Origin of the sequence: Streptomyces sp. NPDC050528 (assembly GCF_044457795.1) — a bacterium.
Taxonomy (GTDB): Bacteria; Actinomycetota; Actinomycetes; order Streptomycetales; family Streptomycetaceae; genus Streptomyces.
The window spans coordinates 1,519,053-1,541,587 of the sequence record NZ_JBITHH010000001.1 but is presented as its reverse complement, the minus strand read 5'-3'; the positions used below and the strand labels follow the sequence as shown (position 1 = coordinate 1,541,587).

Genomic DNA, 22,535 nt, shown 5'->3' with positions numbered 1-22,535 from the left:
GCCCCCCATTGCCCGCCCTGCCGGCCCACGTCGACTCGCGTCCGTCCACACGACAGGTCCAGCATTCCAGGGTTCGCGACTTGGCGCGGGCGGGGGGATGGAATCGAGGCTGGGGGTGTGGTGCAGGCTGGGGTCCGATCTAACCACTGTCAGGTGCGGTGAGTGGTTAGATCGGACCCCAGCCTGCGGAAGGTGGTGGGGGTAGTGGGGGTGCGGGGGTTATGGGGTTTTTGAGGGTTTTGGGGGTGGAGGAGTCCGGTCTGTGCGAACTCCGCGCCCGCTCAGCCCCGCCAGGGCAGTTCCGCCGTGATCCGGGTCGGTCCGCCCGCCGGTGAGTCGACCACCAGGATGCCGTCCACCGCGTCGAGCCTCCCGGCAAGACCGGCCAGCCCGGAACCGCCGGAGGCATCCGCTCCGCCGACCCCGTTGTCCACGACCTGCAGCATCAGCCGGTTCTCCACCCGCCACACGTCCACCGCGACCCAGGTCGCCTTCGCGTGCTTGCTGACGTTCTGCAAGAGCTCCGACACGGTGAAGTACGCGATCCCCTCGATGGCGGCGGCCGGCCGGGACGGCAGGTCCACGTCCACCTGCACCGGAACCGTGCAGCGCGAGGCGACGGAGGACAGGGCGGCGTCGAGGCCGCGGTCGGTCAGGACCGCCGGGTGGATGCCGCGCGCCAGATCGCGCAGTTCCTGCAACGCCGTCTTGACCTCGCCGTGCGCCTCGCCCACCATGCGTGCCGCGGCCTCCGGGTCCTCGGTCAGCTTCTCCTTCGCCAGCCCCAGATCCATGGCCAGGGCCACGAGCCGGGCCTGCGCCCCGTCGTGCAGGTCGCGCTCGATCCGTCGTAGATCCGCCGCCGCCGTGTCGACCACGACACCCCGGTCCGACTCCAGCTCCACAACCCGGGTCGCCAGGGTCGAGGGGCCGAGCAGGCCGTGCACCATGACGCGGTCGACCGTCGTCAGGGCCCGCACGATCCACGGGGTGGCCAGGGTGAAGAGGAGTCCGACCAGCGCGGTGACGGTGATCTCGAAGGGGTTGTCCAGGTAGATCTGGTGGTGCCGGTCGCCGTAGAGCTGCAGGCCGCCCTGGCCGCCGTACATCGGGAAGAGCCAGAACCACAGGGGGTACGTCAGGAGGGCCCAGCCGTAGGCCCAGAAGTTGAGGGCGACGACGAAGGAGAAGACCGCCCAGGGGAAGTGCAGCACGGCGTACAGGAGGTGGCGCCAGGACGTGCCGCTCTTGAGGACGGCGCCCATCCAGGCCATCGGGCCGTTCTTCTTCATGCGCAGCGGCTCGGGGTCGGCGACGTCCAGGTCGAGCAGGCGGCGGGCCCGCGCCCGTTCCAGCGCGCCGAAACCGCGGCAGCCGGCCAGGGCGCCCGCCAGGACCGGGACGCCGAGGAACGTGATCAGCAGGCCCGCGCCGAGCGACACCATCGTGACGGCGTAGGTGAAGAGCAGGATGCTGATCGGCAGGCTCAGCAGGACATAGCCGAACTCCCGCCAGCTGCGCGCCTCCAGGGGCGCGCGCAACGCGGTCGGCAGCCGGTGCCGGCGCCGCTCGTCGCGGTCGAACGTCCCGTCCATTCCGTACCCCTGCCTGTACTCCGTGGCCATCGACGTCGTCCCGTTCTACTCGTTTCCGCAGCCGTGCTGTCGTATCTCCAGACTGGTCGAGGGGCGGCGGGGGAGCCATGGAGTCCGTCGGCGTTCCGGGTGGGGGGTTTTCCCTACCCCCGGCGCGGTTCCGGGCGCGTGCGTGGGTGCTATCGGCGGTTGCCCGAGTCGGCGGTGCGTTCGCGCCAGGGCAGTTCCGCCGTGACCGTCGTGGGGCCGCCCGGCGGGGAGTCGAGGACGAAGAGGCCGTCGACCGCGCCGAGGCGTTCGGCGAGGCCGCGCATGCCCGTGCCGCCGTCGAGGTTGGCGCCGCCGCGGCCGTCGTCCCAGACCTGGATGAGGAGCCGGTCGTCCGACCGCCACACGTCGACCGATGCCGTGCGGGCGCCGCTGTGCTTGCTGATGTTCTGGAGCAGCTCGGAGACGGTGAAGTAGGCGATGCCCTCGATGGCGGCCGCCGGGCGGGCGCCGAGGTCGGCCGTCACCTTCACCGGAACCGTGCAGCGCGTGGCGACGGAGGAGAGGGCGGCGTCGAGGCCGCGGTCGGTCAGGACCGCCGGGTGGATGCCGCGCGCCAGATCCCTCAACTCCTGGAGCGCCAGCTTCACTTCACCGTGCGCCTCGTCGACCATCGCGGCGACGTGCTCGTCGGCCTGGCCTTCCAGCAGCTTCTCCTTGGCCAGGCCGAGCCCCATCGCCAGGTTGACCAGCCGGGCCTGCGCCCCGTCGTGCAGGTCGCGTTCGATCCGCCGTAGATCCGCCGCCGCCGTGTCGACCACGACGCCGCGGTCGGATTCGAGTTCGGCGATACGGCGTTCCAGCTCGTCGGAGGGGGAGAGGAGGCCGCGCACCATCGTGCGGTCCGCGTTCGTCAGCCCGCGTGCGATGTACGGCAGCACCGGCCACAGCACGAACAGCGAGGTCAGCGTGATGGTGAAGGTGATGATGCCCCAGGGCAGACGCATCCCGTCGTACAGCACCGTCCGCCAGCCGACCGGGTCCTTGAGCGCCATCCACACGCGTTGCAGCAGCCCGCCGCCCTTGCGCAACGGCAACGGGCTCGGTTCCTCGATCCGCACCCCGAGCAGCCGCCGGGCCCGGCCCCGTTCGAACTTCCCGATCAGCCGCGCGCCCAGCAACCCCAGCGCGAGCAGCGGGAATCCGACCACCGTGACGGTCAGTCCGGCGCTGACGAACAGCATCGTCACGACGTAGACGAAGCCGAACACCGACATCGGCAGGTTCGTCAGGAGATGCGCGATCTCCTTCCAGGTCTGTCTGTCGTAGGCGAAGCGGGGCGGCGGCAACGGCTCGTCGAGCTCGCCGCCGGGTGCCGCCGGGTCGGCGTAGGGGATGCGTACGGTCATATGGGCCAGGGTGCCGCGCGGCGCGCTCCGGCGCCATGAGGTTCGCCGCCCGGGTCTGCTGGGGGAAACCCCACCATGGCAATTCCGGGGGAGATCAGGGGGACGATCAGGGGGACGATCAGGGGGAGCTCGGGTCGAGCGCAGGGGGAAGTCAGGGGGAAGTCAGGGGGAGCTCAAGGCGTGACGGGCTGCTTACCGTGCCTTTAACAGGGCCTAGACTCCCGTGCGTACGGATCGTCGAACACAGCGGTCACATGCGTCACCGGGGTAGCGCGGGCATCAGGTGGGAGGAGGGGTCGGACGTGCGGGAGATGGTGCAGGAGGCCTTGCCGGCGGCTGTGCGGGAGTCCTTGCCGGGATCCATGTCAGCGACCTTGCGGGAATCCGTGCCGGGGACTGTGTCGTCGGCCGTGCGGGAGCCGACTGTGGTCGTCGTCGCGGCGGACTACTTCCGGTCCTACTCCGTCGTGGGACTGCTCGCCGTCGTCGGCGTGCTCTTCGTCGCCGTGGCCTTCGGCGCGGGCCGCCTGCTGCGCCCGGTCGTCCCCACCCCCGAGAAACTCCTCACCTACGAGTGCGGTGTCGACCCCGTCGGCGAGGGCTGGGCCCACACCCAAGTCCGGTACTACGTCTACGCGTTCCTGTACGTCATCTTCGCCGTCGACTCGATCTTCCTCTTCCCCTGGGCGACGGTGTTCGCCGCGCCCGGCTACGGCGCGACCACCCTCGTCGAGATGTTCATCTTCCTCGGCTTCCTGACCGTGGGCCTGCTGTACGCATACAAGAAGGGCGTCCTGGCATGGACGTGACCCCCGAGCCCGTGATGTTGCCGGAACCGAAACGGCTGGGCGCCCTCGCCCGTCTCGCCCCCGAACCGATGAAGGTGGTCCTCAACTGGGGCCGCCGCTATTCCCTCTGGGTCTTCAATTTCGGCCTCGCCTGCTGCGCCATCGAGTTCATCGCCGCGTCCATGGCCCGCCACGACTTCATCCGCCTCGGCGTGATCCCCTTCGCACCGGGCCCGCGCCAGGCCGACCTGATGGTCGTCTCCGGCACGGTCACGGACAAAATGGCCCCCGCCGTGAAACGCCTCTACGAGCAGATGCCCGAGCCCAAATACGTCATCTCCTTCGGCGCGTGCAGCAACTGCGGCGGCCCGTACTGGGACTCCTACTCGGTGACGAAGGGCGTCGACCAGATCATCCCGGTCGACGTCTACGTCCCCGGCTGCCCGCCCCGCCCCGAGGCCCTCCTCCAGGGCATCCTCAAACTCCAGGAGAAGATCGCCCGGGAGTCGCTTGGGGAGCGGTACGGGGTGGATGGGGGGCGGGCTTCTACGGCTGCGCTGCAGAGTGGGTTGGTGGCTGCGCCTGCGTCTGCGTCGGGGGCGGTGGCTGGTGGGGCTGGTGAGCAGGGCGCGGGGTCGGCGGGTGCGGGCTCGGGTTCGTCTTCCGGCCCTGACTCCGGTTCCGGTTCCAACTCCGGCTCGGGGGACGCCCGATGACCGCCGTCGGTTGGCTGCCCGCTCCGGTAGAGGAACTGTTCGGTACGGAGGCCACGGCCGAGGAGTCCTACGACCTCCTCACGGTCGACGTCCCCACCACCACCTGGCTCGCCGCCCTGCGCACCGCCCGCGACGACCTGGGCTGCACCTACTTCGACTGGCTGAGCGCGGTCGACGAACCAGGCACCGGCTTCCACGTCTCGGCCCACGTCGTGGCCCTGTCACCGGTACGCCGTCTCCTCGTCCGTACGACAGTTCCGCACGAGACGCCGGTACTGCCCACCGCCGTGGACGTCTACGCGGGCGCCGCCTGGCACGAACGCGAGACCCACGAGATGTTCGGCGTCGACTTCGAGGGCCACCCGGCACTGGACCACCTCCTCCTCCCGGAAACCTTCGAGGGCCACCCCCTCCGCAAGGACTTCGTCCTCGCAGCCCGGGTGGCCAAGGCCTGGCCCGGCGCGAAGGAACCGGGCGAGTCCGACCACGGCGCCCCCAAACGCCGCCAGATGCTCCCGCCGGGCGTCCCCGACCCGAACGAATGGGGCCCCTTGAAGGGCCAGCTCCCTGCGGCTCCGGCTCGGTCGGCACGGGGGGCGGGGCGGGCTGCGGGGGAGCGTCCGGTGCGTGGGGCGACGGGGGAGCGTCCGGTGCGTGGGGCTGCGGGTGAGCGTCCGGTACGGGCGGGGGGTGAGCGTCCTGCACGTGGGGTGGGCGAGTCTCCGGCCGGTTCGGCGGGTGCGTCTCCGGCGCGTGTAGCGGGGGACGGTCCGGTGCGTGGGGCGGGTGAGTCTTCGGCACGTGTGGCGGGGGACAGCCCGGTGCGTGGGGTGGGTGATCGCCCTGTGCGGCGGGCGCGTTCGGCTTCCGAGGGGTCGGTGAGTCAGGGGACACCGACTGGGGGTGCGGCTGGGGGTGCGGCGCCTTCGGGTGAGGGCGCGAGGCCCCCTCGCCGGTCGCGCAGCGCGAGCGACGGCTCGGCATCGCAACAGGCGCCGGCGGTGGAACCGGCATCGGCGCCGGCACCTGCGCCGGATCCGTCACACGGACCGGCGTCATCGCCCGAGGGCAGCACCGCCCAGCCCTCCACCGCTCCCCGCGCCACGGACGCCCCGTGGCACAACGCCCGCCCAGCGTTCGAGCAGCCTGAGGCCGAAGCCGAAGCTGAGTCCGAGCCCGAGGCCAAGGCCAAGCCGGAATCCGAAGCAACTGCTCCCGATCCGGACGCGGTTGAACGGCCCGATTCACCCCCGACCCCCGACACCCCCACAGGAGGCCCGCAGTGAACGACGCGCTCGACGTCGCCCTGCGACTCCTGATCGTCTTCGTCGTCTTCCTCACCTTCCCCCTGATCGTCGGCCAGACCGAGCACAAGGTCATGGCTCACATGCAGGGCCGCCTCGGCCCCATGTACGCCGGCGGCTTCCACGGCTGGGCCCAACTCGTCGCGGACGGCGTGAAGTTCGCCCAGAAGGAAGACATCGTCCCGGCGGGCGCGGACCGCCGTGTCTTCCAACTCGCCCCCGCCGTAGCCCTCCTCCCGTACCTGCTCGTCCTTCTCGCCATCCCCATCGGCCCGAGCGAGGGCGCCGTCGGCCAACTCCTGGACGCGGGTATCTTCTTCGTCCTCGCGGTGATGGGCGTGAGCGTCCTCGGCTCCCTCATGGCCGGCTGGGCCTCCGCCAACAAGTTCTCCCTCCTCGGTGGCCTCCGCACCGCCGCACAGCTCCTCGCCTACGAACTCCCCATGCTGCTCACCGCCGCCTCCGTTGCGATGGCAGCCGGCACGGTCTCCCTCCCCGGCATCCTCGACGCCTTCCACTGGTGGTGGCTGCCCTGGCAGATCGTCGGTGCGATCGTCTTCTTCGTGGCGGGCCTGGCCGAACTCCAGCGCCCTCCCTTCGACATGCCCGTCGCCGACTCCGAGATCATCTTCGGCGCCTACACGGAGTACACCGGTCTCCGCTTCGCCCTCTTCCTCCTCGCCGAGTACGCCGGAATCGTCGTCCTGTGCGGCTTGACCACCGTCCTCTTCCTGGGCGGCTGGCACGGTCCGTGGGGCGCGGACGGTCTCGGCTGGGTGTGGACCCTGCTGAAGACCGCGCTCCTCGCCTTCGTCGTCATCTGGCTCCGCGTCACCTATCCCCGCCTGCGCGAGGACCAGCTCCAGAAGCTCTCCTGGACTCTCCTCGTCCCCCTCTCCCTCGCTCAGATCGCCCTCACCGGCATCGTGAAGGTGGTGTTCCTCTGATGGCCCCGTTCCCCGGCTCCGGCCTGGCCAAGGGCCTGGCCGTCACCCTCCGCACGATGACGAAGAAGACCGTCACCGAGCAGTACCCGGACACCCAGCCCGACCTCCCGCCCCGCACGCGCGGAGTCATCGGCCTGTTCGAGGAGAACTGCACGGTCTGCATGCTCTGCGCCCGTGAGTGCCCCGACTGGTGCATCTACATCGATTCCCACAAGGAGACGGTCCCGGCGGCGGCCCCGGGCGGCCGCGAGCGCAGCCGCAACGTCCTCGACCGCTTCGCCATCGACTTCTCCCTGTGCATGTACTGCGGTATCTGCATCGAGGTCTGTCCTTTCGACGCGCTGTTCTGGTCCCCGGAGTTCGAGTACGCCGAGACCGACATCCACGAACTCACCCACGAACGCGACAAACTCCGCGAGTGGATGTGGACGGTCCCGGCCCCACCGGCCCTCGACCCCGGCGCGGAGGAGCCCAAGGAAATCGCCGCCGCCCACAAGACCGCCGAGAAGCTGGCCGCGACCCAGGCTGCGGAAGCCGCACAGCCTGGGGGAGCAGCACAGTCCGCGGATGCCGCGGATGCCGCGGATGCCACGGAGGCCACGCAGACCGTGGAATCCGCAGCGACCGTGAGGGCCATGCCGGCCGCAGAGCCCACGGGGACCGCGCAGCCCGGGTCCGCGGAGGTCGCCGAGGGCGCGCAACCCAAGCCCGCACAGGCCCCGCAGGCTGCGGGCCCCGCCGAGGCCCCGTCCGTCGCCGAGGCTCCCGGGACCGCCCAGCCTCAGCCCCGGCCCGCCGAGGTCCCGCAGCCCCAGCCCGCCGAGGTCACAGAGACTGCCGAGACCAAGCCCGCCGAGGCCCCGCAGCCCCAGTCCGCCGAGGCCACAGAGACCGCCGAGACCAACCCCGCACAAGCCACCGAAGCCGCGAAGGCCGAGCCGGCAGAAGCCACCGAAGCAGCCAAGGCCGTCAAGCCTGCCAAGGCCGAGCCGCCAGAAGCCCCCGAAGCCGCGCCGACCAACCCCTCCGAGGCCCCGCCGACCACCCCCTCCGACCCCACCGAACCACCGGAGGGACAGTCGTGACCCTCGCCGAAACCGTCGCCGTGACCGCCACGGCACCCCTCGCCGCCCCCCACACCCACGGCTTCCTCTCCCCGACCGGCGTCGAGATCGCGTTCCTCCTCGTCGGCCTGGTCACCTTCGGCGCCGCCCTCGTCACCGTCACCACCAAGCAGCTGGTGCACGCCGCCCTGTGGCTCGTGGTGACCCTCGGGGGTCTCGCCGTCGAATACCTCCTCCTCACCGCCGAGTTCATCGCCTGGGTGCAGGTCCTCATCTATGTCGGTTCCGTCGTCGTCCTCCTTCTCTTCGGTCTGATGCTCACCAAGGCCCCCATCGGCCGCTCCCAGGACGCCGACTCCGGCAACCGCCTGCCCGCCCTCGCCGTGGCCGTCGCCGCCGCGGCGGCCCTGGTCTGGGTCGTCGTCGACGCCTTCCGTGCGACTTGGATGGACCTGGACGGTCCGGCCGCCGGCTCGACCGCGGTGACCGGCGCGAGCCTGTTCCAGAACTGGGTCCTCCCCTTTGAGGCCCTCTCCGTCCTCCTCCTCGCGGCCCTGGTCGGCGCGATCGTCCTGTCCCGCAAGACGAAGTCGGAGCTGAGCTCTCCCCCTGTGAACTCCCGGACCGCGACCGGTAGTTCCCCATCCGTCCCGGATTCCCGCAATCACACGTTCGGGCGAAATAGCCGTTCTCAAGGCAACGATCCGACCGAGCGGAACGCCCCGGCCGAGCGGAGCGAATCCGCCCAACGGAACGAACCCACCGAACGGAACAACCCCACCGAGCAGAAGGGAGCCCGCTGATGCACCTCGTCTATCCCGCCGTGCTCGCCGCCCTCCTCTTCTGCACCGGCATCTACGGCGTCCTCGCCCGCCGCAACGCGATCCTCGTCCTGATGTCGGTCGAGCTGATGCTCAACGCCGTCAACCTGAACCTCGTCGCCTTCGACGTCTGGCTCAGCAGGACCGCCGAGGAGAAGCTGCACTCCGGCCAGGCGCTGACCCTGTTCACCATCGCCATCGCCGCCGCGGAGATCGGCATCGGCCTGGCGATCGTCCTCGCGGTCTACCGGGGCCGCGGCACCTCGGACATCGACAAGCTCCGCGACACGGCCGAGGGCCACGAGACGGACGGCTCCGACGGCGACGGCCCCGACAGCAACGCCGCTCACAGCGACGGCACAGAGCCCCCCGCGGCCAAGAAGGCTGAGGCCACCGCGTGACCACGACCACCCTCGCCGTCCTCGTCCCCCTCCTCCCGTTCCTCGGCGCCGCGGCCGGCCTGCTCCTGGGCCGCACCGCCCCCGGCTTCGTCCGCCCGCTCGCCGTCCTGCCGTCGCTCGCCGCACTCGCGCTGGCCGCGATCGTCGCCGTACGCCAGGGCGGCCACGCGGCCATCGACTCCGCCACCGAACTCACGCCCACCGGCTCGGTCCCGATCGAACTCGCCCTGCACATCGACGGCTTCGCCGCCCTCGTCGCCGTCCTGGTCGCCTTCGTCGCGACCTGTGTGCAGATCTACTCGACGGGCTACCTGCGCGACGACCCGCGCTACCCCTCGTACGCCGCCCTCGTCTCCCTCTTCACCTCCGCGATGCTCCTCGTCGTCTACTCCGGCGACCTGATCGTGCTGCTGGTCGGCTGGGAGGTCATGGGCATCTGCTCCTACTTCCTCGTCGGCCACTACTGGGAGACCCCGGAGGCCCGCGCCGCCTCCATCAAGGCCTTCCTCGTCACCAAACTCGGTGATGTCCCCTTCCTGATCGGCCTGTTCGCGCTCGCGACCGACGCCGGGTCCTTCCGCATCACCAAGGTCCTGAGCACCGTCGCGAACGGCGACCTGCACCACCCGACGCTGATCGCCCTGCTGCTCCTGGCCGGTGTGGCGGGCAAGTCGGCGCAGTTCCCGCTGCACACCTGGCTCCCCGACGCGATGGCCGGCCCCACCCCCGTCTCCGCGCTGATCCACGCCGCGACGATGGTCGCCGCCGGTGTCTACTTCGTCGCCCGTCTTCTCCCGGTCTTCGAGTCGTCCTCGGCCGCGATGGTCGTCCTCGCCGTCATGGCCGCCGTGACCATGGCCGGCTCGGGTCTCGCCGCGCTCGCCCAGGACGACATCAAGCGAGTCCTCGCCTACTCGACGATCGGCCAGCTCGGCTACATGACCGGCGCCCTGGCCGTCGGCGACCGCGGTGCCGCCGTCTTCCACCTCCTGTCCCACGGCGCCTTCAAGGCGCTGCTCTTCCTCGCGGCCGGTGTCGTCATCCACGCCTCCGGCACCAACTCACTCGCCGCCATGTCCCGCATGGGCAACCTGCGCGCCCGCGTCCCCGACGCCTTCTGGACGATGACCGTGGCTCTCCTCGCGCTCGCCGCGATCCCGCCCTTCAGCGGCTTCTTCTCCAAGGAGTCCGTCCTCGGCGCCGCCGAACACGCGGCCACCGGAGACACCGCGCACATCCCCGGCGCCGCGGGCTGGATCGTCCTCGTCGCCGGCCTGCTCGCCGCCCTCCTCACCGCTGCGTACGCGACGCGCCTGTGGTTGCTCGCCTTCCACGGACGGGGAGTTGAGGCCCCCGACCACGGCAGGCAGCCGGTCACGATGAACGCCGTGCTCTGGGTGCTCGCCGTCCCGTCCCTCGCCCTCGGCGGACTCGCCTACCGCGTGCTCCCCGACTGGTTCGACGGCCGCGACCTCACCCCGACGCTCACCACCTCGGTGCTCGGCACGGGCGTAGCCCTTGTCGGCGGCATCGTCACCTACGGCGCCTGGCGCCACACCACCGCGCTCGCGGCCCGCGCACCGCTGGGCGCCGTCGCGGCCCACCCGGAGGGCGACGCCGGACTCGTCGAGGCCGAGGCCATCGCGAGCCACAAACCCGCCTACGGAGACGTCGCCTCGGCACCCGACCCGGCGGACCCGGGCCGCCTGCTACTCGGCCCGCTGCACCGCCACGCGGCCACCGGCTTCCACCTGGACGCCGTCTACGGGGCGCTGTTCGTCCGCCCGGTGCTGGCCGCTGCGAGCCTCGTCCGGTTCCTCGACCGCGAGGTCGTCGACACCTACGTACGCGGCGCGGGCACCCTGTCCCGCCTCCTCGGAGCCGCCGTACGGCGCGCCCAGACCGGCAATATGCAGACCTATGTGAGCGCGCTGCTCGCCGGCACCGTCGTCCTGACGGTCGCCGTCCTCCTCGTCGCCACGGGAGCGTGAGCAGGCGTGATCGATATCAACGAGTCCGTGATGCAGGTCCTTCTGGCGTTCATCGTCGTCGGCCCGCTCCTCGGCGCCGTCACCGCCCTGCTGCCCGCCCCGCCCGGGCTGAAGGGGAAGTCGCCCGAACAGGCCGTCCTACGGCACGGCGTCACCGTGACCGGCGTGATCCTCATCGCCGCGATCGTCCTCGCGCTCGGCTTCGACCACGACCACCCCTCGAAGATGCAGGCCACGACCGACATCAGCTGGATCCCCGCACTCGACGTGCGCATCCACCTCGGCATCGACGGCATCTCCCTCCCCCTCCTGGTCCTGACCGCGCTGCTGACCTTCCTCTGCGCGCTCTACTCCTACTTCAAGCAGCAACATCAGCGGCTGGCGCCGCGGGCTGCGGGCCCGTCCCCGAAGGCGTTCGTCGCCCTGATCCTCGTCCTGGAGTCCGGCACCCTCGCCACCTTCGCCGTCCTCGACCTGATCCTCTTCTTCCTCGCCTTCGAGACCGTCCTGATCCCGATGTACTTCCTCATCGCCCGCTGGGGCGGTGCCCAACGGACCCAGGCCGCCTGGAAGTTCATCCTCTTCACGCTGCTGGGCTCCGTCGTCATGCTGCTCGGCCTGCTCCTGATCGGAATCAAGGCGGGCACATTCGACATGGTGGCACTCGCCACTGACAACGGCCGCTCGCTGACCACATCCGTGCAGGTCATCGCCGTTCTGGCGATCGGGATCGGGCTCGCGGTCAAGACCCCGATGTGGCCCCTGCACAGCTGGCTGCCCGACGCCCACACCGCCGCCCCGACCGTCGGCTCGGTCCTGCTCGCCGGCGTGCTGCTCAAGATGGGCACGTACGGGTTCGTCCGCATCCTGCTGCCGATCGCGCCGGACGGCATGCACACCTTCGCGCCGTACCTCGCCGCCTTCGCCGTCGTCGGGATCATCTACGGCTCCCTGGCCTGCCTCGCCCTCGCCAGACAGGGCGCGAAGGGCGACCTCAAGCGCCTCATCGCGTACTCCTCCGTCGGCCACATGGGCTTCGTCCTGCTCGGCATCTCGACGATGACCCCGACCGGCGTGAACGGCGCGCTGTTCGCCAACATCGCCCACGGCCTCATCACCGGCCTGCTCTTCTTCCTCGTCGGCGCCCTCAAGGACCGCACGGGCACGACCGACCTGGACACCCTGGCCGAGGAGACCGGCGCGGCCCTCTACGGCAAGGCCCCGCGCCTCGGTGGCCTGCTCGCCTTCGCCGCCGTCGCCTCGCTCGGACTGCCCGGACTCGCCGGATTCTGGGGCGAGATGCTCGCGCTGTTCGGCGCGTTCAAGCCCGCCGCTGACCTCAGCCGCCCTGCGTTCCTCACCTTCATGGCGATCGCGGCCTTCGGCACCCTGCTGACCGCCGCGTACATGCTCGCCGTGGTCCGCCGCGTCTGCATGGGCGCCGTCGCGCAGGAAGCGCCGAAGCTCGCCGACGTCCAGACGTACGAGTTCGCCGCGTGGACCCCGCTCGTCGCCCTCACCGTCGCCGCCGGCCTGTGGCCGAAGGCACTCCTCGGCCTGACCGACCCGGCCGTGCAGCAGCTCCTCGCAGGAGGCACCCGATGAGCGCCCTGGCCCAGCCTCTCGCGGAGTCGATGGTCCAGTCCGTCGACTGGCTCGCCATCGCACCGCCCACCATCACGGCGGTCGTCGGCCTGGTGGTCCTCGTCGCCGACCTGTTCCTCCAGGAGGCCCGAAAAGCCCTCCTCGGCTGGGTGTCGGTCGCGGGCCTGGCAGCCTCCGCGCTCATGCTGCTGCCCCTCCTGGACGGCGACCGCGCCACCTTCTGCCTCACCGGCGACGCGACCGCCTGCAGCTATACGGCGGACCGCTTCACCCTGGTCCTCCAGTTCCTGGTTCTCGGCGGCGCCCTCGTCGCGGCCCTCCTGTCGATCACCACCCTGAAGGACGCCGACAAGGGACTCCCCGAAGGGGAGTACTGGTTCCTGCTCCTGTCCTCCGCCGCGGGCGCCGCCCTCCTGCCCGCCTCCCGCGACCTCGCGACCCTGATCGTCGCCCTGGAGGTCGCCTCCCTGCCCGCCTTCGCCCTCGTCGGCATCCGGCACGGCGACAAGAAGTCCGCCGAAGCGGCCCTGAAGTTCTTTCTGTCCTCGGTCACCGCGACCGCGGTCAGCCTCATGGGCGTCAGCTTCGTGTACGCCACCACGGGCACCCTGTACCTCACCCGGATCGCCGACCGCATCCAGCACGTCGACGGCCAGTTCCACACCCTGGCCCAGACCGGCGTCGCCCTCACCCTCGTCGGCTTCGCCTTCAAGACGGCCGCCGTCCCCTTCCACTTCTGGGTGCCCGACACCTACGTAGGAGCGCCTCTCCCGATCGCCGCCTACTTGTCGGTCGTCGGCAAGGCGGTCGGCTTCTCCGGCCTGATCCTCGTCACCGTCGTCGCCTTCCCGTCGTACGCCGACGTGTGGGGCCCGGCACTCGCCGCCCTGGCTGCCCTCACCATGACGGTCGGCAACCTGGGCGCCCTGCGCCAACAGACCACGCGCGCGTACAGCGCGGTACGACTGCTCGCCTGGTCCTCCGTAGGACAGGCCGGCTACCTCCTCGTACCGATCGCCGCCGCCGCGTACTCCGAGGACGCCCAGAAGTCGATCGGCTCCACCGTCGCCTACGCCCTCATGTACGCGGCCGTGAACCTCGGCGCCTTCGCGGTGGCCGCACTGGTGGGCCGTAGCAGAGCTCTCAACCGGATCAGTGACTACCGCGGCCTGTACGCGTCGAACCCGCTCGCGGCGCTGCTCCTGGCCTTCTTCCTGCTGTGTCTCGCCGGACTGCCGCCGGGCGTCATCGGGCTCTTCGCCAAGGTGACCGTGTTCTCGGCGGCCGTCGACGCGGGACTGGGCTGGCTCGCGGTCGTCATGGCCGTCAACGTGGTGATCGGGCTCTTCTACTACCTCCAGTGGACGGCCCTGCTGTTCCGCGCCCCCGACGGCGAGCACGCCAAGCACCGCGTTCCCGCGCCCCTCACCGCCGCGCTCGCCCTCACCGGCGCCCTCGGGATCGCCCTCTCCGGAGCACCCCAACTGGTCCTGCGCTTCGCCGACACCGGACTCTTCTGAGCCACCGGCACCTACCACCTGAGCCACCGGCACATACCAGCGTCCTCACCCGGACGGCCCACGCCCGGCGCCGCACGCACAAGGGAACTAGTGGCCCTCGCCTGGCGTTGACCAGTGCGGAAGGGTCCACTGGACGTGCACCACGAGACCAGTGGCATCAGAGATCAGCAAGCAAAGGGTTCCCCTGCTGCACGATTTGGAGGGCGTACCGTGCACCGCCGGCACAACGGGCTCAGGACCGCAGTTCTCCTCGGGGGACTGTCCGCACTCATCATCGTCATCGGCAGCTTCTTCGGCCGCACGGGCCTCGTCGTAGCGGTCGTGATCGCGCTGGGCACGAACGCGTACGCGTACTGGAACAGCGACAAACTGGCGCTACGCGCGATGCGCGCCCGCCCGGTGAGCGAGTTCGAGGCCCCGGCCCTGTACCGGATGGTCCGCGACCTCTCCACCCAGGCCCGCCAGCCGATGCCGCGCCTGTACATCTCGCCCACGGAGGCCCCCAACGCCTTCGCGACGGGCCGCAACCCGCGCAACGCCGCCGTGTGCTGCACAGAGGGCATCCTGCGCATCCTGGACGAGCGCGAGCTGCGCGGAGTCATCGGGCACGAGCTGAGCCACGTCTACAACAGAGACATCCTGATCTCGTCGGTCGCTGGCGCCCTCGCCTCGGTGATCATGTTCCTCGTCAACTTCGCCTGGCTGATCCCGATCGGCCGCTCGAACGACGACGACGGCCCCGGCATCCTGGGCATGCTGATGATCATGATCCTGGGTCCCCTCGCGGCCAGTCTCATCCAACTGGCCATCAGCCGCTCCAGGGAGTACGAGGCCGATGCCTCGGGCGCCCAACTCACCGGAGACCCCCTCGCCCTCGCGAGCGCGCTGCGCAAGCTCGACGCCGGCACCAAGCAGCTTCCGCTGCCCCCGGAGCCGCGCATCGAGACCGCGAGCCACATGATGATCGCGAACCCCTTCCGTCCGGGCCAGGGACTCTCCAAGATGTTCTCGACGCACCCGCCGATGGCGGAGCGGATCGCCCGGCTCGAAAAGATGGCAGGTCGCCCTCAGTGAAAACCATCCTGAACGTCATTTGGCTCGTCCTGAGCGGCTTCTGGCTGTTCCTCGGGTACCTGCTCGCCGGCGCGCTGCTGTGCATCACGATCATCGGTATCCCGTTCGGCATCGCCGCCTTCCGTATCGGCGTCTACGCCCTGTGGCCCTTCGGGTACACGACGGTCGAGCGCCGGGACGCGGGCGCCCCCTCCTGCGTCGGCAACGTCCTGTGGCTGATCCTCGCGGGCTGGTGGCTGGCCCTCGCGCACATCGTCACCGGCATCGCCATGTGCATCACGATCATCGGTATCCCGTTCGGCATCGCCAACTTCAAGCTGATCCCGGTCTCGCTGTTCCCCCTGGGCCGCGAAATCGTGCCCACGGACCAGCCGTTCGCCACCCGCTGACGGCGGGCAGCGGTGGGGGCGCCGAAGTACGTCCTGCTGTCGTACGACGAAGGGTCCGAGTCCACCGGCCAGCACGGCTACGAGGAGACCTGGGCCCTGTGCGAGGACGCCGCCGACCTCTTCGCTGACCCGCCCCCTCCCGCGCGCGGGACGTACGAACTCCTCGGCTGCGCACCCGAGGGCGAACTCCGAACAGCCCTCGCACGCGCGCGTGCCGACGGTTCGGCGCCGCTCGGCCTGCTCACCCTGGAGACCCTCGACAAGACCGGCAGGGGAGAGGGCGAGTGGTGGCTGGAGGACGTGCGCGTCGTAGGCGACCGCCCGTGCGCGCGTGACCTGTCGTTGAGGGACATCACCGTCGAGGGCAGCCAGTCCGACGACAACCCCTACGACTATCCGGAGTGCCCGCCGCTGTCCCCGGGCTACCGAATACGAGGCGCGGACGGCGAACGATGGGGCAGCTGCCGGGACTTGGCCCATGTCCAGGAGGACCGGCCCGAACAACTGGAGCCTCCCCTGCGCCTGTTGGGCTGCTCCCCGCGCGGTGCGCTGCGGGCGGCGCTGGACGGCGGGGAAGAGGACCTCGGTCATACCAAGGTGGTGCGCGTCGACTCGTCAGGCCGGCCCGTGCAGGCCGCAGCCGAGGGCGAGTTACGGGCCTGGATCCCGTCCGCGCGCGGCCCGGGCCTCGTCGACCTCATCCTCGACCCCTGGTCGGAACGGCCACCGCTCGCGGCCCGGGAGGTGTGGGACCTGTGGGACGAGGGCCGCCCCTCCGAGCCGAACCGCTGGGCAGGTTGCGCCCCCGAAGCCCGCCGGTTCTGGCTCGACACGGCCCTGGCGAACCACACCCATGACACCCCGGACCGCCCGCCGGGCACCACTTACCACCTCGACGGCAGACACATCACCGACCCGCCCGGCTTCTTCTGCGCGCTGGGCGAGGCGGTGAACGGCCCCGCCGGATACTTCGGTTGGGGCCTGGACGCCCTGAACGACTGCCTTCGCGGCCGCTGGGGAGCAGTCCCGCCCTTCACCCTCGTCTGGCACGACGCCGCCGTAGCCCGCGCCTGCCTCGGCGTCACTCCGCACACCGGCCAACGCCCGCCGACGTTCGAGGAGTTGCTGGCTTTCCTCACCGAACGGCACGTCGAGGTCAGGCTGGCCTGATGGCACTTCACCGCACTACGCCCGCCGACTCTCGCCCCACGACCAGCAGGTTTTCCACAACCGCCGGGTTGTCCACAGGTCGGCCCGATTGTCAGTGGCGCGCGGCACCATGAAGCCATGACCGAGAACGAGCAGCAACTGCTGACCCGGGTGGCCGCCGAGGCCCACAACACCCGCCCGTCGGGCTGGACTTCACTCCCCGCCCCCGTGGACGAGGCCACGGTGACCCGCGCCGAGGCCGCCCTGGGCTTCCGCCTGCCCCCGCTGCTCGCCGCGCTCTACTCACGCATAGGAGACGGCGGATTCGGCCCGGAGTACGGCCTGTTGCCCCTCCTCGACAACCCGCCCACCGGCGAGCCCGCCGCCGTCACGCAGTACCTCGCCAACCGCGCGAGCGGACACAAGGACCCCGACTGGCCCTGGCCCGAGGGCGTCCTGCCGATATCCCACTGGGGCTGCGCGATGTACGCGTGCGTGGACTGCCGATCCCCACAGGCCACGGTTCTCCTCTACGAGCCGAACGCCGACGAGGCCGACCACGCGTGGTACGTCGACGCACCCGGCCTCGCCGACTGGCTGAGCGCCTGGCTCGACGGCACGGGCTGGTACGAGGACTACGAAGGCGCCCCCGAACCGACCCCGTGGACCGACTTCCGCATACGCACGACAGCACAGGTTTCCTGAGCGGTCGCCGCAGGCCACGGATGCCTGCAACCACCACACGCATCCGTGACGTCCTGTTCATCGACACGGCGGAACATTCAGCGACAGGCCGTGGCAAGGACCCACGAACACAGCCTGTCCGGGCGGAATTCACAGCTCCGGATCAGTGCAAGCACAGCGCGAAAGGGCAGGTTCACGGCATGGGCATCATCAGCTGGATCATCCTGGGACTGTTGGCCGGAGCCATCGCCAAATTCCTGCTGCCGGGCCGCGACCCGGGCGGCTTCATCGGCACGACCATCATCGGCATCGCCGGCGCGTTCATCGGCGGCTGGATCTCGGCCCGTTGGCTGGACCACCCGGTCGCCAAGAACTTCTACGACGGCGCCACCTGGGCCTCGGCGATAGGCGGCGCACTCGTCCTCCTGATCGTCTACCGCGTCCTGTTCGGCAACTCGCGCAACTAGGGGCTGTACGGCGGCTCCGCCGCAGGCGCGGGTGTCGGCCCGCACATCTGCGGCGTCGCAGTCGCTCACCGGTGCCGGTCGGCAACAGCCGCCACCGTCCTGCGACTTGACCGGCCGGACCGGCCCCAGCGCCCCCCCCCCGTACCGCAGCCGGCAGGCGAGAAGGGTGGGCACCGACGGGTGCCCACCCTTCCTCGTATCCCTGTACCTGCGCGGCGGCGCAGGAGGCGTGGTTCTACCGGTAGTTCACGAACTGCAGCGCGAAGTCGAAGTCCTTGCCCTTGAGCAGGGCCTGCACGGCCTGGAGGTCGTCGCGGCTCTTCGAGCTGACCCGGAGTTCGTCGCCCTGCACCTGGGCCTTCACGCCCTTGGGGCCCTCGTCGCGAATGATCTTCGCCACCTTCTTCGCGTTGTCCTGGGAGATGCCCTCCTCGATCGACGCGAAGATCTTGTACTCCTTGCCGGAGAGCTGCGGCTCGCCGGCGTCCAGCGCCTTCAGCGAGATGCCGCGCTTGATCAGCTTGGACTGGAAGACGTCGAGGATCGCCTTGACCCGCTCCTCGGAGTTCGCCTCCATGAGGATCTTCTCGGCGGACCATGCGATCGACGCACCCACGCCCTTGAAGTCGTAGCGCTGCGAGATCTCCTTGGCGGCCTGGTTGAGGGCGTTGTCGACCTCCTGCCGCTCGACCTTCGAGACGATGTCGAAACTGGAGTCGGCCATGTCCTGTGGCTCCTTGTATCAGGGTGCGTATCGATGCGTGTCACTGCGTATCGGCGTGCGTCGGGGCAGCCGCCGAGCCCGGCGTAGGCCCCGGGCCGCATCCGCATAAGCCTAGCCACCCCCTCCCCTCCGAGCGCCGGTCAATCGGGTGGCGAAGCACCCCTGGGCATCGGGTATCGTTTACGTCGTTGCCACGGAGCACCGCCGAAAAGCGGTTCGAGGGGCAGCATCCCCGGCGGTGTGCCCGAGTGGCCAAAGGGAGCAGACTGTAAATCTGCCGGCTTAGCCTACCCAGGTTCGAACCCTGGCGCCGCCACATGATCGAAGGGTCTGTGATCAGCAGCAATGCTGATCACAGACCCTTTCGTCGTTCCTGGAGCGTTCTCCGCGGCATCCCCTTGCTCCGCCGCCAGTCTTGACGTGCCCGTGCCACAGCCCTACTGTCGCGACACCGCGTTCATGTTGAAACACAAAGTTCATCCATGTGAACACCATGGGCGTGCGCCAACCGAGTCCACAGAGCAGACAGGAAGGCACCCCCCATGCGCATGCGTACGCTGCTCACCTCCCTGGCCACCGTCGTCGCCGTCACCGGCGGCCTCGCCCTCACGGCCCCCGCCGCGTCGGGCAGTACCGCCGTCGGCAACACCCCCCGCGCCGTCGCCGCACCCCTGGCGGACCCGACCGTCGCGCCCGGCGGGAACTTCGACCTGGGGGTGTGGCAGCTCCAGGAGCCGATCGGTTCCCCCGGCTCGCCCACGACGATCTCGTCGTCGCGGCTCCAGGGGGCCAACGGCTTCCAGGACTCGTACTTCTACACGGACACCCGCGACGGCGCGATGACCTTCTGGGCGCCGGAGAAGGGCGTCACCACCCCCAACTCGAACTACGCCCGTTCCGAACTGCGGGAGATGAACCGCAGCGGCAGCGCCGCCGACTGGTCGCTCAGCGGCACCCACACGATGAAGGCGACGCTGCGGGTCGTCTCCGTCACGTCGAACGTCTGCGTCGGCCAGATCCACCTCGGCACCGGCGGCACGTCCACCAAGCCGCTGCTGGAGCTGTACTACCGCTCCAGCGGCGACATCGTCCTCGGCACCGAGAACTCGCCCTCCGGCGGCCAGACCCTGCACACCGTGGGCAACGTGGCGGTCGGCAAGACGTGGAGCTACACGATCGGCGTCTCGGGCGGGAACACCATCAACCTGACGGTCAACGGGAGCACCACGCACTACGCCATCCCGTCGTCCTTCAACGCGTACAAGCAGTACTTCAAGGCCGGTTCGTACAACCAGTCGTCCTCCGACAGCACCACCAAGGGCGCCCGCGTCGCCTTCTACGGCCTCACCGTCGCCCACAGCTGAACGAGCCCGCGCGAGCCTCGACGGCCGACCCGGCCTGCGGCGGGGCAGACTGATCCCATGTCGTCACGCCGCAGAAGCTGCCCCGAGTGCCGTCGTGAAATCGCCGTCGTGGCCGGCCGGTTCGCGCGGCACGACCCGCCCGGCGCACGGGAGACCGGCGACCTCGTGTCCTGCCCCGGGTCCCGCCGCCAGGCGGAACTCGGGGCGGCCCAGCCCGCGTTGGACGGGTATGTGGTCCCGGAGTTCCCCGGCCAGATGCCGCTCTTCTAGCCGGCGGCGAATCCGCAGGGGCACCGCCCGGCGGCGAACCTCGTGAGGCACCACCCGTCAGGGAACCCCGGTTCCTGAGGCCTCAGTTACCCGCCACCGACTTCACCGCCACCGACACCGGCGCGGACCCACTGATCAGCTCCAGCGTCAGCCCGGCCGTCGCCGGCGTCTCCACCAACTCCGCGAGTACGGCGGCCACATCGTCCCGAGGGATCGACCCGAGCCCGGTGTGGGCCTCCAGCCGGACCAGCCCGGTGCCGGCGCTGTTCGTGAGCGAACCGGGCCGCAGGATCGTCCAGTCCAGGGCGTCGAGGCCGCGCACATACGCGTCGGCCGCGCCCTTGGCCCGCAGATACACGTCGAAGACGCCGTCCCCGGAGTGCGTCGGATCCGCGCCCATCGAGGACACGACGACATGACGTCGTACGCCCGCCAGGACCGCCGCGTCGGCGAACAGCACCGCCGAACCCCGGTCCACCGTGTCCTTGCGGTCCGTGCCGCTGCCCGGGCCCGCGCCCGCCGCGAAGACCGCCGCGTCCGCGCCCCGCAGCTGCGCCGCTACCTCCTCGACCGAGGCCGACTCCAGGTCGAGCACGAGCGGTTCGGCGCCGGCCGCCCGTAGATCGTCGCTCTGTCCTGCGTTGCGGATGATGCCCGCGACTTCGTCACCGCGCGCGGCGAGCAGGCGCTCCAGCCGCAGCGCGATCTGACCATGACCTCCAGCGATGACAATGCGCATGCCTTCGACCGTACGCCCGGACGGCCGCACGCGCCGCATGACTTCAGCCGCGTCCCAGCGGCGCACACCCGCGACGGACGCGCCGGGCGCGCGGACCCGAGCCGTAGCGCCTCAGGCGTACGCCCCGGCGCAACGAAAGTCGCTCACGACAACTCGCCCCGTCCCTGCCGGGGCAGCCCCAACTCCGAGCCCGCCGCCGTGTTGCAGTACTCCCGCACCGCGCTCGTCCGTGCCACCACGCGCCCCCGGTGCACCACGATCCGGCTGTACGCCAGCGACAGCGCCCCCGCGAGCCGGTCGCCGCGCACCGCGAGCAGTTCGGCCGGAAATCCCGCCTCGACGCGGACTTCGGCCAGGCTGAGCGCCGAGCGCGCCGACGAACTCACCGTGTCGTAGGCGTCCTCGGGCCGCATCCCGTGCCGCGAGGCCAGTAGGTAGGCGGCCTCCAACGGGTCTCCGCGGCCCACCGGGTTGGACACGTCACGCAGGGCGCCGCTCCCCGCCGCGACGTGGACACCGGCCGCGCGCAGCAGTCGTACGGGAGCCGTGCCCCGGCGGTCGACGCCGCCGCATCCGCCCTGCGGCAGGCACACCACGGTGACGCCGGCGGCGGCCAGTTGGTCCGCGATCCGGGTGACCGTGTCCGCCGGCAACCGCCCCAGGCCGCCGCACGGGCCGAGCGTCACCCCGGGGCGCATCCCGCCCGCGACCGCCGCCAACCGGGCCAGCCGGGTCGGGTCGGCCGCGTCCGTGTGCAGGTCGACCGGGCAGCCGTGCTCGGACGCGACCTCCAGGACCGCCTCCACATACCCCGTCGGATCGGGGTCCAAATCTGGACAACCGCCCACTACGGAGGCACCCATTTTCAATGCGTCCCGCAGCATCGCGAGCCCGTCCGCCCCCGCCACCCCGGTCAACAGCCGGGGCATCGCCACCGCCGTCAGCTCCGCCAGCCCCCGCAACGCCCGCCGCGCCTGCAGCACGGCGGCCAGGGCGCCCAGCCCCTGAACGTCCCCCACGCGCACGTGTGCCCGCTGCGCCGTCGCCCCGTGGCCGAGTTGCAGCAGCGCGGCCTCGGTCGCGCGCCGCTGGACGTCCTCGGGGTCGTAGGAGACCGGTCCGCCGTTCTCGGCCGACAAGGCGGTGTCACTGTGCGTGTGCGGCTCCGCCGGGGCCGGGAGGAGGAGATAGCCGCTGAGGTCCACGCGCGCGCCGCACGCGCGCGTGGCGTCCGTCGCCAGGCTGCCGGCCGTGCCGACCGCCTCGATGCGCCCGCCGCCCAGCCGTACGTCCACGGTCCGGCCGTCGGTCAGCCGGGCCCCGCACAGCAGGAGCGCGGCCGGGTCGGCCGGTCCCGACGAGCCTGAGGATCCCGACGGGCCGGACGACGAGTGGGACGGCTGGGGCTGACTGTCGGGCATCGCGCTCCAGGGGCTCAGGGCTTCGCGGGCTCGGGGCTTCGGGGCTCAGGACTGGGGACTGCGCAAAGGGGCGCAAGGTCACGCAGAGTGAGTCGAGCCTAGGGC

Annotated in this window: 21 protein-coding genes, 1 tRNA gene and 1 pseudogene; 18 read left to right on the top strand and 5 right to left on the bottom strand. The window is 70.7% G+C overall.

Going from position 1 to position 22,535, the window contains the following annotated elements; translation table 11 throughout:
* Positions 1-281: 281 nt before the first annotated feature.
* Entirely contained in the window at positions 282-1,625 is a 1,344-nt protein-coding gene (locus ACIBK4_RS07250) for a sensor histidine kinase (RefSeq protein WP_398992857.1), read from the bottom strand.
* Positions 1,626-1,774: 149 nt separating this feature from the next.
* Positions 1,775-2,992 (bottom strand): sensor histidine kinase, encoded by a 1,218-nt coding sequence (locus ACIBK4_RS07245; protein ID WP_398992855.1) that lies wholly within the window; start codon positions 2,990-2,992, stop codon positions 1,775-1,777.
* Positions 2,993-3,354: 362 nt separating this feature from the next.
* On the opposite strand from ACIBK4_RS07245, the gene ACIBK4_RS07240 reads away from it, so the two are divergent.
* The 15 genes and pseudogenes from ACIBK4_RS07240 (at position 3,355) to ACIBK4_RS07170 (ending at position 17,912) form a co-directional block, all read left to right on the top strand.
* Positions 3,355-3,801 (top strand): NADH-quinone oxidoreductase subunit A, encoded by a 447-nt coding sequence (locus ACIBK4_RS07240; protein ID WP_398992853.1) that lies wholly within the window; start codon positions 3,355-3,357, stop codon positions 3,799-3,801.
* A complete protein-coding gene (locus ACIBK4_RS07235) occupies positions 3,792-4,496 on the top strand; it encodes an NADH-quinone oxidoreductase subunit B (protein ID WP_398992851.1) in 705 nt (234 codons plus the stop codon). Before ACIBK4_RS07240 ends, ACIBK4_RS07235 begins: the two co-directional genes overlap by 10 nt.
* A complete protein-coding gene (locus tag ACIBK4_RS07230) occupies positions 4,493-5,782 on the top strand; it encodes an NADH-quinone oxidoreductase subunit C (RefSeq protein WP_398992849.1) in 1,290 nt (429 codons plus the stop codon). Before ACIBK4_RS07235 ends, ACIBK4_RS07230 begins: the two co-directional genes overlap by 4 nt.
* Positions 5,779-6,747, top strand: coding sequence for an NADH-quinone oxidoreductase subunit H (locus ACIBK4_RS07225; protein WP_398992847.1), 969 nt, complete (start codon positions 5,779-5,781; stop codon positions 6,745-6,747). Before ACIBK4_RS07230 ends, ACIBK4_RS07225 begins: the two co-directional genes overlap by 4 nt.
* A pseudogene (locus ACIBK4_RS07220) lies at positions 6,747-7,302 on the top strand (NuoI/complex I 23 kDa subunit family protein); the annotation flags it as partial. The gene ACIBK4_RS07225 and the pseudogene ACIBK4_RS07220, both read left to right, overlap by 1 nt.
* Before the next feature lie 526 nt (positions 7,303-7,828).
* A complete protein-coding gene (locus ACIBK4_RS07215; protein ID WP_398992845.1) occupies positions 7,829-8,614 on the top strand; it encodes an NADH-quinone oxidoreductase subunit J in 786 nt (261 codons plus the stop codon).
* Positions 8,614-9,033: an NADH-quinone oxidoreductase subunit NuoK gene (gene nuoK, locus ACIBK4_RS07210; protein ID WP_398992843.1), complete on the top strand. Its 420-nt coding sequence runs from the start codon at positions 8,614-8,616 to the stop codon at positions 9,031-9,033. Before ACIBK4_RS07215 ends, nuoK begins: the two co-directional genes overlap by 1 nt.
* Positions 9,030-11,024 carry an NADH-quinone oxidoreductase subunit L gene (locus tag ACIBK4_RS07205; RefSeq protein WP_398992841.1) on the top strand — a complete coding sequence of 665 codons (1,995 nt, stop codon included), beginning with the start codon at positions 9,030-9,032 and terminating at the stop codon, positions 11,022-11,024. The genes nuoK and ACIBK4_RS07205 overlap by 4 nt, the downstream gene beginning before the upstream one ends.
* Before the next feature lie 6 nt (positions 11,025-11,030).
* Positions 11,031-12,629: a NuoM family protein gene (locus ACIBK4_RS07200; protein WP_398992839.1), complete on the top strand. Its 1,599-nt coding sequence runs from the start codon at positions 11,031-11,033 to the stop codon at positions 12,627-12,629.
* A complete protein-coding gene (locus tag ACIBK4_RS07195) occupies positions 12,626-14,149 on the top strand; it encodes an NADH-quinone oxidoreductase subunit N (RefSeq protein ID WP_398992837.1) in 1,524 nt (507 codons plus the stop codon). The genes ACIBK4_RS07200 and ACIBK4_RS07195 overlap by 4 nt, the downstream gene beginning before the upstream one ends.
* A gap of 210 nt (positions 14,150-14,359) precedes the next feature.
* Positions 14,360-15,223: a zinc metalloprotease HtpX gene (htpX, locus tag ACIBK4_RS07190; protein ID WP_043682714.1), complete on the top strand. Its 864-nt coding sequence runs from the start codon at positions 14,360-14,362 to the stop codon at positions 15,221-15,223.
* Positions 15,220-15,612 carry a YccF domain-containing protein gene (locus ACIBK4_RS07185; RefSeq protein ID WP_266860840.1) on the top strand — a complete coding sequence of 131 codons (393 nt, stop codon included), beginning with the start codon at positions 15,220-15,222 and terminating at the stop codon, positions 15,610-15,612. The genes htpX and ACIBK4_RS07185 overlap by 4 nt, the downstream gene beginning before the upstream one ends.
* Positions 15,613-15,624: 12 nt before the next feature.
* Positions 15,625-16,782 (top strand): barstar family protein, encoded by a 1,158-nt coding sequence (locus tag ACIBK4_RS07180; RefSeq protein WP_398992834.1) that lies wholly within the window; start codon positions 15,625-15,627, stop codon positions 16,780-16,782.
* Between the two features lie 117 nt (positions 16,783-16,899).
* The gene (locus ACIBK4_RS07175) at positions 16,900-17,466 is read left to right on the top strand and encodes an SMI1/KNR4 family protein (RefSeq protein WP_398992832.1); all 567 of its coding nucleotides are present in this window, start codon (positions 16,900-16,902) and stop codon (positions 17,464-17,466) included.
* Between the two features lie 179 nt (positions 17,467-17,645).
* A complete protein-coding gene (locus ACIBK4_RS07170) occupies positions 17,646-17,912 on the top strand; it encodes a GlsB/YeaQ/YmgE family stress response membrane protein (RefSeq protein ID WP_398992830.1) in 267 nt (88 codons plus the stop codon).
* Positions 17,913-18,147: 235 nt separating this feature from the next.
* Here the strand turns inward: ACIBK4_RS07170 and ACIBK4_RS07165 are convergent, their stop codons facing one another.
* Positions 18,148-18,636, bottom strand: coding sequence for a YajQ family cyclic di-GMP-binding protein (locus ACIBK4_RS07165; protein ID WP_033282561.1), 489 nt, complete (start codon positions 18,634-18,636; stop codon positions 18,148-18,150).
* 234 nt (positions 18,637-18,870) lie between these two features.
* On the opposite strand from ACIBK4_RS07165, the gene ACIBK4_RS07160 reads away from it, so the two are divergent.
* The 3 genes from ACIBK4_RS07160 (at position 18,871) to ACIBK4_RS07150 (ending at position 20,270) form a co-directional block, all read left to right on the top strand.
* Positions 18,871-18,952, top strand: a tRNA-Tyr gene (locus tag ACIBK4_RS07160).
* A gap of 226 nt (positions 18,953-19,178) precedes the next feature.
* Positions 19,179-20,000: a polysaccharide lyase family 7 protein gene (locus tag ACIBK4_RS07155; protein ID WP_398992827.1), complete on the top strand. Its 822-nt coding sequence runs from the start codon at positions 19,179-19,181 to the stop codon at positions 19,998-20,000.
* A 57-nt stretch (positions 20,001-20,057) separates the two neighbouring features.
* Positions 20,058-20,270 (top strand): hypothetical protein, encoded by a 213-nt coding sequence (locus ACIBK4_RS07150; protein ID WP_033282563.1) that lies wholly within the window; start codon positions 20,058-20,060, stop codon positions 20,268-20,270.
* 82 nt (positions 20,271-20,352) lie between these two features.
* Here ACIBK4_RS07150 and ACIBK4_RS07145 read toward each other — a convergent pair whose 3' ends face one another.
* Entirely contained in the window at positions 20,353-21,009 is a 657-nt protein-coding gene (locus tag ACIBK4_RS07145) for an NAD(P)H-binding protein (RefSeq protein WP_398992825.1), read from the bottom strand.
* Between the two features lie 143 nt (positions 21,010-21,152).
* On the bottom strand, positions 21,153-22,430 hold the full coding sequence (locus ACIBK4_RS07140) for an amidohydrolase family protein (RefSeq protein WP_398992823.1): 1,278 nt from the start codon (positions 22,428-22,430) through the stop codon (positions 21,153-21,155).
* Positions 22,431-22,535 lie beyond the last annotated feature (105 nt).

What these genes read in the sequence shown, in the direction of transcription:
- nuoK (WP_398992843.1), top strand. Translation starts at nt 8,614, where the DNA reads ATGCACCTCGTCTATCCCGCCGTGCTCGCCGCCCTCCTCTTCTGCACC.
- ACIBK4_RS07230 (WP_398992849.1), top strand. Translation starts at nt 4,493, where the DNA reads ATGACCGCCGTCGGTTGGCTGCCCGCTCCGGTAGAGGAACTGTTCGGT.
- ACIBK4_RS07195 (WP_398992837.1), top strand. Translation starts at nt 12,626, where the DNA reads ATGAGCGCCCTGGCCCAGCCTCTCGCGGAGTCGATGGTCCAGTCCGTC.
- ACIBK4_RS07235 (WP_398992851.1), top strand. Translation starts at nt 3,792, where the DNA reads ATGGACGTGACCCCCGAGCCCGTGATGTTGCCGGAACCGAAACGGCTG.
- ACIBK4_RS07150 (WP_033282563.1), top strand. Translation starts at nt 20,058, where the DNA reads ATGTCGTCACGCCGCAGAAGCTGCCCCGAGTGCCGTCGTGAAATCGCC.
- ACIBK4_RS07155 (WP_398992827.1), top strand. Translation starts at nt 19,179, where the DNA reads ATGCGCATGCGTACGCTGCTCACCTCCCTGGCCACCGTCGTCGCCGTC.
- ACIBK4_RS07140 (WP_398992823.1), bottom strand. Translation starts at nt 22,430, where the DNA reads ATGCCCGACAGTCAGCCCCAGCCGTCCCACTCGTCGTCCGGCCCGTCG.
- ACIBK4_RS07145 (WP_398992825.1), bottom strand. Translation starts at nt 21,009, where the DNA reads ATGCGCATTGTCATCGCTGGAGGTCATGGTCAGATCGCGCTGCGGCTG.
- ACIBK4_RS07250 (WP_398992857.1), bottom strand. Translation starts at nt 1,625, where the DNA reads ATGGCCACGGAGTACAGGCAGGGGTACGGAATGGACGGGACGTTCGAC.
- ACIBK4_RS07170 (WP_398992830.1), top strand. Translation starts at nt 17,646, where the DNA reads ATGGGCATCATCAGCTGGATCATCCTGGGACTGTTGGCCGGAGCCATC.
- ACIBK4_RS07240 (WP_398992853.1), top strand. Translation starts at nt 3,355, where the DNA reads ATGTCAGCGACCTTGCGGGAATCCGTGCCGGGGACTGTGTCGTCGGCC.
- ACIBK4_RS07175 (WP_398992832.1), top strand. Translation starts at nt 16,900, where the DNA reads ATGACCGAGAACGAGCAGCAACTGCTGACCCGGGTGGCCGCCGAGGCC.
- ACIBK4_RS07165 (WP_033282561.1), bottom strand. Translation starts at nt 18,636, where the DNA reads ATGGCCGACTCCAGTTTCGACATCGTCTCGAAGGTCGAGCGGCAGGAG.
- ACIBK4_RS07245 (WP_398992855.1), bottom strand. Translation starts at nt 2,992, where the DNA reads ATGACCGTACGCATCCCCTACGCCGACCCGGCGGCACCCGGCGGCGAG.